Source organism: Paenirhizobium selenitireducens ATCC BAA-1503, assembly GCF_000518785.1.
Lineage (GTDB): Bacteria > Pseudomonadota > Alphaproteobacteria > Rhizobiales > Rhizobiaceae > Allorhizobium > Allorhizobium selenitireducens.
Genome location: NZ_KI912496.1, coordinates 97,323 through 110,179 on the forward strand (window position 1 = coordinate 97,323; position 12,857 = coordinate 110,179).

Genomic DNA, 12,857 nt, shown 5'->3' on the forward strand with positions numbered 1-12,857 from the left:
TATTTGAATAGGCGGTTCTTCTGTGGCACTTTTCCGCCGGTTTCGAGGAGGAGGCCCCAATGATCGTCGACACCCATCTGCACCTGATCTACCGCGGCCGGCTTGCCTATCCCTGGCTCTCGTCCGTGCCTCCGCTCGATGCCGACTTCACGTATGACCTCTATGAGCGCGAGGCGCGCCGGCTCGGCATCGTCTCGGCTCTGCACATGGAGGTGGATGTCGCGCCGGACCAGATCGAGCGGGAGACTGATTTCGTCGCCGAACTTGCCGGGCAAGGCGGCAGTCTGCTGGCGGGCGCTATTGCCTCCTGCCGGCCGGAAGATCCGGACTTCGCCGCCTATCTTGAGCGTGCGCGCGCCAATCCGTTTGTGAAGGGCTTTCGTCGCGTGCTGCACGTGATGCCGGACGATCTGTCCGAGGGGCCGCTGTTTCGCGAGAACATCAAACGTCTTGCCGGCACCGGCCTGACCTTCGACCTCTGCGTCCTGCCGCATCAGCTCGGCAAGGCGATGGCGCTCGCCGATCTGGCGCCGGATGTCTCCTTCGTGCTCGACCATTGCGGCGTGCCCGACGTCAAGGGCGGCGGGTTCGATCTGTGGAAGGAGCCGATCGCCGAGATTGCCCGACGCCCCAATGTCACGGTCAAACTCTCCGGACTGCCGGCCTATGGCACAGAGAACTGGACGCTTGAAGACCTGAAGCCCTATTTCGCCCAAGTGGCGGAAAGCTTCGGCTTTTCCCGCATGGTCTGGGGCAGCGACTGGCCGGTCTGCACGCTGGGCGGCGGGCTTTCCACCTGGATCGGCGCCACGCATGCGCTGCTGTCGGGCGTGAGCCTGGAGGAACGAAGCCGCGTTCTCTCGGGCAATGCCCGGGCGCTCTGGAAGATTTGAGGCTGACTCCGTGGTAGCACCCGCCACTCGCTAGTCGCGAAAGCTCGCCCGAAATCCGTCGTTGAGGCGATCGATTGCCGTGCGCAGCGAGATCGCGCCGGTCACGGCGTCATTGACGATATGCGAGGCCGCCTCTTGGAAGGGCATGTAGCCGTTGTGCCGGGGACGCAGCCAGGCCCCTTCGAGGGTCGCCCGCGTGGCGCGATAGAAGTCGAGCGTGGCCGCATTCGCCTCCGCATTTTCCCATCCCGCGGCGTGGCCGGGCTGTCCGCCGGAGCGCCAGTAGCGGTCGGACTGAACCGCTCCGCCGGCAATCCAGTAGGCAAAGTCGATCGCCGCCTCGCGCTCCTTGGACAGGGCTGACACCGCAATGCCGGTGCCGCCGAGCGCCGAGCCGACGCGGCCGCCTTTACCGGCCACCGCCATGTTGGTGAAGGCGATGCGGCGGTCGCGGAATCCGTCCAGTGAGTAACTGACATAGCCGTAGATCAGCGGGGACACAGCAATCGGCGAATGGCGCTCGCCCATCCGGTCCAGCACGGCGATCGGGTCCATGGTCAGGCAGGCCGGATCGATCAGGGCGGCAAGCTCCCGGATCATTTCGAGCGCCAAGGTCGCGGCTTCCGTATCGACGAAGGGCCTGTCCCTTTCGACCGCGCAAGGGTGGCCGAGATTGCCGGTCAGCGTGAACAAGGTCATCAGCGAATGCGGGGGGCGAAGCGGCAGCAGGACAAGCCCGGCGCGCGCCAGATCCACCACCTCGTCCCAGCGGGTCGGAGCGATGGCGATCAGGTCGGGTCGATAGGCCAGAACCTGGGTCGCCGCGTCGATCGGAAAGGCCCATTGCCGCCCTTGCCAGTTGTAGCTCGGGAAGGATGCGCCAACCGAGCCTGCCGCGAGGTCGGCGAAGGCCGCGGCGCGTTCGGGCAGGTCGAGCGGAGCGAGGCAGCCTTCCGCTGTGATCTGGCCGACATGCGGGTGGTCGATGACGATCAGGTCATACTGTCGCGCCAGTTCTTCGACGGGGAAGCTCTCGAAATCCTGCAGCGAGCGTTTGTCCCATTCGATCTCGACGCCCGTCTTTTCAAGCCAGTCGGCCGAGCAGGCGACCATCGGGTCATAGCCGCGCGGATGGCTCCAGGTCATGCCCTTCAGGCGAAGCTGGCTCATTGGGCAAACTCCGCCCTGATCCGGGCCGTGTGCTCGCCAACCAGCGGCGCGGCGCGGCCGCCCTTCGGCCGTTCGCCATTGACCCGAACCGGACAGCGGGTGGTGCCGATCGAGACATCGTCCTCGCGGGTCACGGTCTGCAGCATGTCCAGCAGCTTGAAGCCCTCGCTGTCGAGCAGTTCCGGCCAGTCGAGGACCTTGGAGCACCAGATGTCGGCCGGTTCGAGGATCGACAGCCAGTGGTCGACGGTGTCGGTGGCGATGTGGTCTGCGATGATCCTCTTGATGTCGTCGCGCCGGGTAAACCAGGACTTGGCATCGTCGCGGAATGGCGCAAGCGCCTCAATGCCGAGCAGGTCCTGAAGACGGCCGATCGGGGTCATCGCGATCGCCAGATAGCCGTCGGCTGTGGGATAGACGCCGTAAGGCGCGGACAGGTAGGCATTGGCATTGCGGAAGGTCGATCGCTGCGGCAGCCGCCGGCCGTCGTTCAGATGCGTGGTCAGCAGTTCGAACTGCAGGTCGACCAGGCTTTCCAGCAGGCTCGTCTGCACATGCGCGCCCCTGCCGGAAATGCCCTGGCGAACGAGGGCGGCCAGAATGCCCTGGCAGGCATTGGCGCCGGCCAGCATGTCGGCGATCGACAGGCCGAGCGGCACCGGGCCCTCGCCGTCGTCGCCGTTTAGCCACATCACCCCCGAGCGGGCCTGCGCCAGCAGGTCCTGGCCAGGGCGCATGACCCAGGGGCCTTCTTCGCCGTAGCCGCTGATCGAGGCGTAGACGATCTTCGGATTGATGGCTTTCACCGCGTCATAGTCCAGTCCGAGCCGCTCGATGACGCCGGGGCGGAAATTCTGGATCAGCACGTCGGCGCGCGCCAGAAGCCTGCGCAGGAAGGCGAGGTCGTCGGGGTTCTTCAGGTCGATGCCGAGGCTCTCTTTGCCCCGGTTGATCGCATGGAAGATGGTCGAGTCGCCGCCGACTTCCGTGTCGCTCAGATAAAGCCGGCGGGACAGGTCGCCGCCGTCCGGACGCTCGATCTTGATCACTCTGGCGCCGAGGTCCAGCAGCCGCAGCGAACAATAGGGGCCCGACAGAAACTGGCTCATGTCGACCACCGTCAGACCTTCAAGCGGCAGGCCGCCTTCTTCCTGCATGTCTCATATCCTCCCATGGCGCCGTCTCGCGGCGGACCCCGCGCATTCCCGAGCGCATGAGGGTCTGAATTCTTATTTGAATTTTTCTTTCACATATGGGTGGTCAATTCAAGCGTAAAGTGTGCCGACACCGCGACTGGCGCCGCGGGCGTTCAATTGAGAAAGTCGGGTGAGAATGTCGGGTGTCGGAAGAGGACTAGTCGGCGAGCAATCCGTCGAAGACTTCGAGCATGGCGTCGGCAATGGCCTGCCCGAGTTCTGCAGCCGAGGTCGCCAGCGCTTCCTCGTTCATGTCCCGCGCCGCCATGGCGAAGGCGGCCCCTTCGATCGTCACGATCTCCTGGGCGCGCTGGATCGCCCACAGGGCAAAGTCGCTACGGTTGCTGATCTCGGTGGTTTCCACGGCTGCTCTCCTGGTCGCTCTTGGTGTCGAGCTTTATAGCGGATATGGGCCGGAGCGACAGTCGATAAACATTTGCAATTTTAAATTGCCGTGCACTGCATATACACGTTTTTGGTATGAATATTTACATATAATAGTACTATTGGTAGCGTCCCTTCATGCCGGACCTGCGGAGGGCGGGAGCGGCTCATTTGGGAGGAAATCAATGTCTATTCTATCCAGGCTCGCACTTGTTGCGGGCATGACCGCGATGTTGTCTTCAACGGCGCTCGCGGCAGGGCTGACCGTCGGCTTCTCGCAGATCGGTTCCGAATCCGGCTGGCGCGCCGCGGAAACCTCCGTCACCAAGATGGAAGCCGAAAAGCGCGGCATCGACCTGAAATTCGCCGATGCGCAGCAGAAGCAGGAAAACCAGATCAAGGCGATCCGCGGCTTCATCGCCCAGGGCGTTGACGCCATCCTGGTGGCGCCCGTCGTCGCTACCGGTTGGGATGCCGTTCTCGGCGAAGCCAAGGACGCCAAGATCCCGGTCATCCTGCTCGACCGTGGCGTCGATGCCGCCGAAGACCTCTACCTGACCTCGGTCGCATCCGATCAGGTCGAGGAAGGCCGGGTTGCCGGGCGCTTCCTGGTCGACAGCGTCAAGGACAAGGACTGCAAGGTCGTCGAACTTCAGGGCACCGTCGGCTCCACGCCGGCGATCAACCGCAAGAAGGGCTTCGAAGAGGCCATTGCCGGCAAGGCGAACATCTCGATCGTTCGCAGCCAGACCGGCGACTTCACCCGCGCCAAGGGCAAGGAAGTCATGGAAGGCTTCATCAAGGCCGAAAGCGGCGGCAAGGACATCTGCGCCGTCTATGCCCATAACGACGACATGGCGGTCGGCGCCATCCAGGCGATCAAGGATGCCGGCCTGAAGCCCGGCTCGGACATCCTCGTCGTTTCGATCGACGCCGTTCCGGACATCTTCTCGGCCATGGCCGCCGGCGAGGCGAATGCCACGGTCGAGCTGACGCCGAACATGGCAGGCCCGGCCTTCGACGCGCTCGAAGCCTATCTCAAGGACGGCAAGGCTCCGGAGAAGTTCATCATCACCGAGTCCAAGCTCTACACGCCGGCCGACAATCCCCAAGGCGAGTACGAAGCCCGCAAGGGTCTCGGTTACTGACCGCACGCAGCAGAGAGGGGGCCGCCGGCATTGCCGGCGACCCCCTTGCATTGCGTTGTGGGACGGCGAAATATCGCGATCAGCGGAGGGGAGCATATGGACAATGAAGGCTCGGGCACGGAATTCGTGCTGGAGGCGCGAGGCGTCAGCAAGATTTTCGGCCAGAACCGCGCGCTGAACGACGTGAACTTCGGGCTGAGGTCCGGTGAAGTCCATGCGCTTCTGGGGGAAAACGGCGCCGGCAAATCGACGCTCATCAAGATCTTGACCGGAGCCTATCAGCCCGACGCGGGCGATGTGATGCTCGACGGGGAACGCGTGCAGTTTCGCGATCCGCTCGACGCGCAGTCCTATGGCATCGGCACCGTCTACCAGGAGGTCAATCTCCTGCCCAACCGTTCGGTGGCGGAAAATCTCTATCTCGGGCACCAGCCGACGCGCTTCGGCTTCGTCCGCAAATCGCTGATCGCGCGCAACGCCCGAGTCCTGCTCGCGCGCTACGGTCTCGACATCGACGTGGAGGCCGAACTCGGCAGCTACTCCGTCGCCGTCCAGCAGATCGTCGCCATCTGTCGGGCCGTCGAACTGTCCGGCAAGGTCCTCGTTCTCGACGAGCCGACCGCCAGCCTCGACAAGCAGGAGGTCGACAGGCTGTTCGAAGTGATCGCCACGCTCAAGGCCGAAGGTCTGGCCATCGTCTTCATCACCCATTTCCTCGACCAGGTCTTCGCAATCTCCGACCGGGTGACGATCCTCAGAAACGGCAAGCTCATCGGAACCCGACCGCTCGCCGGTCTGACGCGGACCGACGTCGTGCGCATGATGCTCGGCAAGGACGTGACCTTCGTACCGGCCGTCACCGGCATAGAGGAACGGGAAGCCGGTCCTCCCATGGTCGAGTTCGACGCTTGCGGCAAGGTCGGCAAGGTGAAGCCTTTCTCCGTGCGGATCCACAAGGGCGAGGTGGTCGGCGTGGCCGGACTGCTGGGCTCGGGACGAACGGAAATGGCACGCGTGATGTTCGGCATCGACCAGACCGACAGCGGCGAAATCCGCGTCGACAAGAAGCGGGTCGACCTGAAGAGCCCCGCGCAGGCGATTGCTCATGGCTTCGGCTTCTGCCCCGAGGACCGCAAGGCCGAAGGCATCCTCGGCGACCTGTCGGTGAGGGAAAACATCATCATAGCCCTTCAGGGCAAGCTCGGCTGGTTCCGCACGCTTAATCGCGACGAACAGATGGAGATCGCCGGCAAGTTCGCCGAGGATCTCGATATTCGTGCCCATTCCTATGACATGCCGGTGAAGCTTCTCTCCGGCGGCAACCAGCAGAAGGTCATCCTCGCCCGCTGGCTGGCGACGGATCCGTCCTTCCTCATCCTCGACGAGCCGACCCGGGGCATCGACGTCGGCGCCCATGCCGAGATCGTGCGCACCATCAGCCGGCTGCGCGAAGACGGCCTGGCGCTGATGGTCATTTCATCCGAACTCGACGAGATCGTCGCCTATTCCTCACGCGTTGTCGTCATGCGCGACCGGGAAATGGTCGCGGAGCTGCGCGGCGACGAGATCACGCCTTCCGTCATCGTCCAGGCAATCGCGGCCCAACCCGAGGGAGAAACCGCATGAGGTCCATGCGCCTGACGCGGGCACTCAATCCGCAGACCATTGCGCTGCTCGGCGTGCTGTTCATCAACTGGCTGCTGTTTCCGGGTTTCTTCGACATCACCTGGCAGGACGGCCGGCTGTTCGGCAGCGTGATCGACGTTCTCAATCGCGGCGTGCCGGTTGCCATTCTCGCCATCGGCATGACCGCGGTCATCGCCACCAAGGGGGTCGATCTTTCCGTCGGGGCAGTGATGGCCATTGCCGGCGCTGTGGCGGCAACCATGGTGACGGAAGGCTATCCGACCTATGTGGCGGTGCCGACGGCGCTTGCCGCAGCCCTCGCCTGCGGGCTGTGGAACGGCATCCTCGTCACCTATTTCGCCATCCAGCCAATCGTCGCCACACTGGTGTTGATGGTGGCGGGGCGCGGCATTGCGCAGCTCATTACCGAGGGCTCGATCGTCACCTTTTCGGACCCTGCGCTGATCTTCATCGGCACCGGTTCCTTCCTCGGCATGCCCATGCCGGTCATCATCGCGGCGGTGCTCTTGATCGCCAGCGTCGTGGCCGTACGCTCGACTGCGATCGGGCTGTTCATCGAAGCTGTCGGCGTCAACCGCGTGGCGGCCAGCCTGGCGGGCATTCGCAGCCGCCTGCTGCTGGTGTCGATCTACACCTTCTCGGGGTTCTGCGCCGGGATATCCGGCATCATCATCGCCGGCGACATTCGCGGCGCCGACGCCAACAATGCCGGGCTGTGGCTCGAGCTCGACGCCATCCTGGCCGTGGTCATCGGCGGTACGTCGCTGCTCGGCGGACGCTTCTCGATCGCCATGTCGGTCATGGGCGCGATCATCATCCAGGCGATGAACACGGGTATCCTGGTCTCCGGCTTCCCGCCGGAATTCAACCTCGTGGTCAAGGCCGGCGTCATCATTCTCATCCTCCTGATGCAGTCTCCGCTCGCAGGCAGGCTCATCGAGGCTCGGCGCAACAGCCGCCTCCTTTCGGGAAAATCTTCATGAACCGCAGTCTCAGACCCCTTATGGCCACCGCCGTGATCTTCGCGCTCGCCTATGCGGCCAGCGTCCTGCAATATCCCGGCATGTTCTCGACGCGCGTGCTGGGCAATTTCCTCACCGACAACGCCTTTCTCGGTATTGCCGCGGTCGGGATGACCTTCGTCATCCTGGCGGGAGGCATCGATCTTTCGGTCGGCGCGGTGATCGGTTTCACCGGCGTGATGATCGCGGTGCTGGTGTCCTGGTACGGCTTCCATCCGCTCGTGGCCTTTGCCGTCGTGCTGGCGATCTCCGCCGCCTTCGGTGCCGCGATGGGGGCGGCGGTCCACTATCTGCAGGTGCCATCCTTCATCGTGACGCTCGCCGGCATGTTCCTCGCGCGCGGCGTTGCCTCCGTCATCACCCAGGATTCGATCCCGGTCACCCACGAATTCTACACGACCGTCTCGTCGACCTATTTCCTGATGCCCGGCGGGGGGCGCATCAGCCTCATCGGCGGCCTGATGATCCTCGTCTTCATCGCCGGCGCGTTGCTGGCACACCGCACGCGCTTCGGCTCCTATGTCTACGCGCTCGGCGGCAATGCCACGTCCGCCCAGCTGATGGGCGTGCCGGTGGCGCGCACCACCATCCTGATCTATACGCTGTCGGCCGTCCTGTCGGGTCTCGCGGGCATTGTTTTTTCGCTGTATACGTCGGCCGGCTATCCACTGGCGGCGGTCGGCGTGGAGCTCGATGCGATCGGCGCGGTGGTGATCGGCGGCACACTGCTGACCGGTGGCTACGGCTTCGTGTTCGGAACCTTCATCGGCGTCATGCTGCAGGGGCTGGTGCAGACCTACATCATCTTCGACGGGACGCTGTCCAGCTGGTGGACGAAGATCGTCATCGGCGCATTGCTGTTCGTCTTCATCGTATTGCAGCGGCTGGTCTTTTCAGCATCTTCGGTGCGCGCAAGGGGTTTTTGGAAGTTGAAACATGAGTGAACCTGGCAGTCTGATCCGCGCGCGCTCCGGGCGGTCGGCTGCAGCCAATTTTCATTCCTTCATCATCAACGAGATCGGGGCCGGCATCGTCTCCGGCCGCTTTCCCGTGGGTTCCATCCTGCCGCGCGACGCCGAACTCATGGACATGTACGGCGTGTCCAGAACCGTGTTGCGCGAGGCGCTGAAGACCCTCGAAGCCAAGGGCCTGGTCGAGGCACGGCCGAAGGTCGGGACACGTGTCTCGCCGAGAAGCCGCTGGGCGCTGTTCGACCAGCAGGTGCTGCTCTGGCATTTCGAAGCGGGGCTCGATCCCGTCTTCGTCGGCTATCTTTTCGACGTGCGGCGGCTGCTCGAGCTGGAAACCGTGCGGCTGGCGGCGAAGCTTCGCACCGCCGATCATATCCGCATGCTCTACTACTGGCTCCAGCAGATGAGCGTGTCGCGCGGCATGGCCGATTCCTTCGCGCTCGCCACCCTCGAACTGCATCGCGTGCTGGCGGATGCTGCACAGAACCCGATGCTGCGCGCCGCCCTCGGCGTCACCGAATTCACCCTCGCGGCAGCGATGCCGGAAGGGGAGGGGCGCGATGACGACAGCTTCTACGAGACGGCCGTCGTCAAGCGGCGCAACTTGGTGCAGTCGGTGGAAGCCGGCAAGGTCGCCGAGGCCGAGGCGTGTCTGATCGAGGCGATCGCGGTCGATTTTTCCAGCACACAGGCCCGCATGGCCGGGGCACCTTCACCAGGCGCCCGTTGACGCAGGGCCAAACACGTTCCGGCCGTGCCCTGCGAGGTGCGATCCGATCGCCGGTCAGGCGACCGCGCGTAGTGCTCCGGCCTTGCCGAGTTGCAGCCTGCGGCAGCGCAACGCCTCGTGCATCAGCACTTCATCGGCGAAGGCGCGCGCGTTTTCCCGAGCCTTTTCCAGATTGCTGACGCGGCCGGCGGTGAGCGTGTGAAGCGTGCCGCCGCAGTCGAACACGTCGCGGAAGGCGGATCGCTCGATGATCGGCGTATCCATTACGTTGACACGGCGCTCGGCCAGCAAGGCCTTGACCGTCTGCAGGGCGCGCGTCGTGACCATCGAGTTGACGCGGGTGAGGACGACCGAGAACGGGATGTGGATGTTGCCCTTGTCGGCCAGATACTGCATCAGCTCGATCACATGCGCGCCGCCCTGGGCATCCATCGAACAGCCCTGGATCGGGATCAGCACGTGGTTCGAATAGCCGATCGCCTTGGCGAGCAGCGGCGTGCGGGCACCCGGCAGGTCGATCAGCACATAGTCGGCTTCGCTGCGGCTTTCCTGGATGTGTTTTTCGAGCGAGGCCAGGGTGACATAGGGGATGACCTTGACCGTCGTCTTGTCCGCGGAATTCTCGCGCCAGCGGGTGATCCAGTACTGCGGATCGGCATCGAGCACGGTGACCCGGAAGCCCATCTGCTCGAGCTCGGTCGCCAGCAGGAGAACCGCGGTGGTCTTTCCCGCGCCGCCCTTGGTATTGGCAAAGGTGATGACCGGCATTGTCGATACTCCGGGTGTCAGGACGAATCGCAGCCCGCCCAAGACGGGTGCTTTCTCGACCCCGATGTTCGGCGATTTATGGTTAACGGATATTGAAGGGCGCCCGCGAATTGTCGGCCGGTGACCACTAGCGCCGGCGGTCCGCCGCGAGTATCTCGTGGGCGATCTGGTCGAGCGGTACGATCTTGTCGACGCCGCCGCGGGCCACGGCCTCCTTGGGCATGCCGTAGACGACGGAAGTCGCCTCGTCCTGGGCGATGGTATAGGCGCCGGCGTCGTGCATTTCGGCCATGCCGCGCGCGCCGTCATCGCCCATGCCGGTCATGATGACGCCCATGGCATTCGCCCCGGCGGCCCGTGCCGCCGATCGGAACAGCACGTCGACGGACGGCCGGTGCCTTGACACCAGCGGCCCGGAGCGCACGGAGACATGGTAGCGCGCACCCTGCCGTTCCAGCAGTATGTGGTGGTCGCCGGGGGCGATCAGCACGTGGCCACGCAAGACGGGATCACCGTCGACGGCCTCCTTGACCTCCATCTCGCACAGCGTGTTCAGCCGCTTGGCGAAGGCGGCGGTGAACTTCTCCGGCATGTGCTGGACGATGACGATGCCGGGGGCATTGGCCGGAAGGTGTTCGAGAAAGTCGCGCAACGCTTCCGTCCCGCCGGTCGATGCGCCGACGCAAATCACCATTTCCGTGGTCTTGGCCATAGCCCGGCCGGTGGGCGGCGGCAGGACCGCATCCGCGGTCAGCTTTGCCGAGGGACCGCTCATCGCGGCGCTGCGCCTGGCCCGGCCGATGACGCGGGCGTGCGCCGCGCTTTTGACCACCTCGCAGATCCGCATGCCGGCTTCCGCCAGGTGATCGGCAGCGCCGATCTTCGGCTTCAGGATCACGTCGACGGCGCCAGCTTCGAGAGCCTGCAGCAGCGTTTCCGATCCCTGTTCCGTGAGCGACGAGCACATCACGACCGGAATGGGGCGTTGCGCCATGAGCTTGCGCAGGAAGGTGATGCCGTCCATGCGCGGCATCTCGACGTCGAGGGTGATGACGTCCGGGATCTCCTCCTGGATCTTGCGGGCGGCCATGAACGGGTCCGATGCGGTGCCGATGACCTCGATGTCCGGATCGGCCTCGAGAACGCGGCTCAGTGTCTGCCGGACGCTGGCGGAATCATCGATGATGAGGACTCGGACTCTCTTGGCCATCAATCTGCGTCAGACCTTTTCGAAGACGGTGTTGGCCACCTGGCGGATCGGAAGGTCGAAGCCCGATACCGTCTCGGAATGCCCGATGAACAGATAGCCCCCCGGCACCAGGCAATCGATGAGGCGGGAGAGGACGCGGTGCTGCGTCGGCTTGTCGAAGTAGATCAGCACATTGCGGCAGAAGATGATGTGCATGGGGTCGCCGATGCCATAGCTCGGATCCATCAGGTTGAGGCGGGCGAAGCCCACCTTGGAGCGGAGAGCGGGATGGATGCGGACCTCGCGACGGTGCGCATCGAGCGGCGTCATGACATAACGCTCGCGCAGTTCCGGCGGAACGGGGGCGACCATGTCGGCGCTGTAGATGCCGCGGCGTGCGGTCTGCAGAACGTCGGTGCTGAGGTCGGTCGCCAGGATCGCATAGTCCTGCTGCGGGTTGCCGCCGGTGAAATCGTCGAGCACCATGGAGATGGTGTAGGGTTCGGCACCGGTCGAGCATGCCGAACTCCAGATGCGGAAACGGCGCAGGTCCCTGGCGGCCAGTTTCGGCAGGGCGTGATCCCGCAGGTAGTTGAAGTGGTTCGGCTCGCGGAAGAAGTCCGTCTTGTTGGTGGTGACGGCGTCGATCAGGAAGACCTTTTCCTGTTCAAGCCCATCATGCTTGAACAGGTAGTCGCAATAGTCATCGAAGCTGGAAATTCCGGTCGCCCGCAAGCGGCGACGCAGCCGACCTTCCAGCATGGTCATCTTGGTCGGCGGCATCTTGATGCCGCTGTAGTCATAGATGAAGCGCGCGAGCTGATCGAAGTTGCGTTTGCTGATATGGTCTTCGACGCAGGCAACGGTGGCGACTGCAGACATGCAAGGATTCCAGTCAGGTCAGGCGGCGTTACGGGCGGAGAGCAGGGCGGTATCGCCGCTCGACAGAAGCCGGGCGAGATCGACGATCACGACGAAGCCTTCATCGCGGCGGACGACGCCGGCAATGTAGTCCGAACTCCAGCGAACGCCGATCTCCGGGGCGGCCTCGATCTGGCTTTTGCGGAACGGGATGACCTCGAACACCCGGTCGGCGACCATGCCGAGCGAGAGCGTGCGGGATTCGAGCGGGATGTCGAGCACCAGGACGCGGGTGTTCGGTGTAGGCTCGGTCTTGGGAAGACCGAGCTTGAGCCTCAGATCGATGGTCGGCACGCCCTGGCCGCGCACGTCGCGCAGTCCGAGCAGATAGTCCGGTCCGTTGGGAATGCGGAAGAGATCCTCATAGTCGAGAATTTCGCGCACCACCTGGACCGGAACGGCAAAGACTTCCTTGCCGAGCGCGAAAGTCACAAACTGGGCTTCATCCGACATGCTGGCCATCATGCGCTCTCCTTGAATTCGCTGTCGGTTGCGTCGGGACCACCCATGCTGAGGTCGAGAGCGAAGCCCTTGACCCGCGCCTGCTGGGCGGCAACGCTGCTCGAAGCCTTCTGGACCGGGCGAACCGGCGCCTTGGCGACGGGGGCGGGGCGGGCGCCTGCAGCCGGTTTCGGCTGAATGCCGCGGGCGACATTGTCGACCTTGAAGAAGGCGATCGAGCTCTGCAGCTCTTCCGCCTGGGCGGCCAGTTCTTCCGAGGTCGCCGACATTTCTTCCGAGGCGCCGGCATTCTGCTGGGTCACCTTGTCGAGCTGCTGGATCGCCTCGTTGATCTGGGCAGCCCCGATGTCCTGCTC

Annotated in this window: 13 protein-coding genes and 1 pseudogene; 6 read left to right on the forward strand and 8 right to left on the reverse strand. The window is 64.1% G+C overall.

What is annotated here, in order from left to right; translation table 11 throughout:
• Nucleotides 1-59: 59 nt before the first annotated feature.
• The gene (locus L867_RS0124030) at nt 60-893 is read left to right on the forward strand and encodes an amidohydrolase family protein (RefSeq protein WP_028739209.1); all 834 of its coding nucleotides are present in this window, start codon (nt 60-62) and stop codon (nt 891-893) included.
• A gap of 30 nt (nt 894-923) precedes the next feature.
• Here L867_RS0124030 and L867_RS0124035 read toward each other — a convergent pair whose 3' ends face one another.
• From L867_RS0124035 to L867_RS0124045, 3 genes are all read right to left on the reverse strand, one after another.
• Nucleotides 924-2,063, reverse strand: coding sequence for an extracellular solute-binding protein (locus L867_RS0124035; RefSeq protein ID WP_028739210.1), 1,140 nt, complete (start codon nt 2,061-2,063; stop codon nt 924-926).
• Nucleotides 2,060-3,220 (reverse strand): CaiB/BaiF CoA transferase family protein, encoded by a 1,161-nt coding sequence (locus L867_RS0124040; RefSeq protein WP_028739211.1) that lies wholly within the window; start codon nt 3,218-3,220, stop codon nt 2,060-2,062. Before L867_RS0124040 ends, L867_RS0124035 begins: the two co-directional genes overlap by 4 nt.
• Nucleotides 3,221-3,416: 196 nt before the next feature.
• Nucleotides 3,417-3,623: a hypothetical protein gene (locus L867_RS0124045; RefSeq protein ID WP_028739212.1), complete on the reverse strand. Its 207-nt coding sequence runs from the start codon at nt 3,621-3,623 to the stop codon at nt 3,417-3,419.
• 205 nt (nt 3,624-3,828) lie between these two features.
• On the opposite strand from L867_RS0124045, the gene ytfQ reads away from it, so the two are divergent.
• The 5 genes from ytfQ to L867_RS0124070 all read left to right on the forward strand — a co-directional run bounded on the left by ytfQ (nt 3,829) and on the right by L867_RS0124070 (nt 9,161).
• The gene (gene ytfQ, locus L867_RS0124050; protein WP_028739213.1) at nt 3,829-4,791 is read left to right on the forward strand and encodes a galactofuranose ABC transporter, galactofuranose-binding protein YtfQ; all 963 of its coding nucleotides are present in this window, start codon (nt 3,829-3,831) and stop codon (nt 4,789-4,791) included.
• A 96-nt stretch (nt 4,792-4,887) separates the two neighbouring features.
• Complete coding sequence (locus L867_RS0124055) at nt 4,888-6,417, forward strand: sugar ABC transporter ATP-binding protein (protein ID WP_028739214.1); 1,530 nt, start codon at nt 4,888-4,890, stop codon at nt 6,415-6,417.
• Complete coding sequence (locus L867_RS26255; protein WP_037174438.1) at nt 6,414-7,421, forward strand: ABC transporter permease; 1,008 nt, start codon at nt 6,414-6,416, stop codon at nt 7,419-7,421. Before L867_RS0124055 ends, L867_RS26255 begins: the two co-directional genes overlap by 4 nt.
• Nucleotides 7,418-8,404 carry a galactofuranose ABC transporter, permease protein YjfF gene (gene yjfF, locus L867_RS0124065; RefSeq protein WP_028739215.1) on the forward strand — a complete coding sequence of 329 codons (987 nt, stop codon included), beginning with the start codon at nt 7,418-7,420 and terminating at the stop codon, nt 8,402-8,404. Before L867_RS26255 ends, yjfF begins: the two co-directional genes overlap by 4 nt.
• Nucleotides 8,397-9,161: a FadR/GntR family transcriptional regulator gene (locus L867_RS0124070; protein ID WP_028739216.1), complete on the forward strand. Its 765-nt coding sequence runs from the start codon at nt 8,397-8,399 to the stop codon at nt 9,159-9,161. Before yjfF ends, L867_RS0124070 begins: the two co-directional genes overlap by 8 nt.
• A 54-nt stretch (nt 9,162-9,215) precedes the next feature.
• Here the strand turns inward: L867_RS0124070 and L867_RS26260 are convergent, their stop codons facing one another.
• The 5 genes and pseudogenes from L867_RS26260 to L867_RS26265 all read right to left on the reverse strand — a co-directional run.
• Entirely contained in the window at nt 9,216-9,929 is a 714-nt protein-coding gene (locus tag L867_RS26260; protein WP_051439199.1) for a ParA family protein, read from the reverse strand.
• A 127-nt stretch (nt 9,930-10,056) separates the two neighbouring features.
• Nucleotides 10,057-11,139 carry a protein-glutamate methylesterase/protein-glutamine glutaminase gene (locus tag L867_RS0124080; protein WP_028739217.1) on the reverse strand — a complete coding sequence of 361 codons (1,083 nt, stop codon included), beginning with the start codon at nt 11,137-11,139 and terminating at the stop codon, nt 10,057-10,059.
• 9 nt (nt 11,140-11,148) lie between these two features.
• Nucleotides 11,149-12,000, reverse strand: coding sequence for a CheR family methyltransferase (locus L867_RS0124085; protein WP_028739218.1), 852 nt, complete (start codon nt 11,998-12,000; stop codon nt 11,149-11,151).
• An 18-nt stretch (nt 12,001-12,018) separates the two neighbouring features.
• A complete protein-coding gene (locus L867_RS0124090) occupies nt 12,019-12,501 on the reverse strand; it encodes a chemotaxis protein CheW (protein ID WP_028739219.1) in 483 nt (160 codons plus the stop codon).
• Nucleotides 12,501-12,857: pseudogene (locus L867_RS26265) on the reverse strand (methyl-accepting chemotaxis protein); the annotation flags it as partial. The gene L867_RS0124090 and the pseudogene L867_RS26265, both read right to left, overlap by 1 nt.

Coding starts and splice junctions, on each gene's coding strand:
- L867_RS0124030 (WP_028739209.1), top strand. CDS start 60: ATGATCGTCGACACCCATCTGCACCTGATCTACCGCGGCCGGCTTGCC.
- L867_RS0124035 (WP_028739210.1), bottom strand. CDS start 2,063: ATGAGCCAGCTTCGCCTGAAGGGCATGACCTGGAGCCATCCGCGCGGC.
- L867_RS0124040 (WP_028739211.1), bottom strand. CDS start 3,220: ATGCAGGAAGAAGGCGGCCTGCCGCTTGAAGGTCTGACGGTGGTCGAC.
- ytfQ (WP_028739213.1), top strand. CDS start 3,829: ATGTCTATTCTATCCAGGCTCGCACTTGTTGCGGGCATGACCGCGATG.
- L867_RS0124055 (WP_028739214.1), top strand. CDS start 4,888: ATGGACAATGAAGGCTCGGGCACGGAATTCGTGCTGGAGGCGCGAGGC.
- L867_RS26255 (WP_037174438.1), top strand. CDS start 6,414: ATGAGGTCCATGCGCCTGACGCGGGCACTCAATCCGCAGACCATTGCG.
- yjfF (WP_028739215.1), top strand. CDS start 7,418: ATGAACCGCAGTCTCAGACCCCTTATGGCCACCGCCGTGATCTTCGCG.
- L867_RS0124070 (WP_028739216.1), top strand. CDS start 8,397: ATGAGTGAACCTGGCAGTCTGATCCGCGCGCGCTCCGGGCGGTCGGCT.
- L867_RS26260 (WP_051439199.1), bottom strand. CDS start 9,929: ATGCCGGTCATCACCTTTGCCAATACCAAGGGCGGCGCGGGAAAGACC.
- L867_RS0124080 (WP_028739217.1), bottom strand. CDS start 11,139: ATGGCCAAGAGAGTCCGAGTCCTCATCATCGATGATTCCGCCAGCGTC.
- L867_RS0124085 (WP_028739218.1), bottom strand. CDS start 12,000: ATGTCTGCAGTCGCCACCGTTGCCTGCGTCGAAGACCATATCAGCAAA.
- L867_RS0124090 (WP_028739219.1), bottom strand. CDS start 12,501: ATGGCCAGCATGTCGGATGAAGCCCAGTTTGTGACTTTCGCGCTCGGC.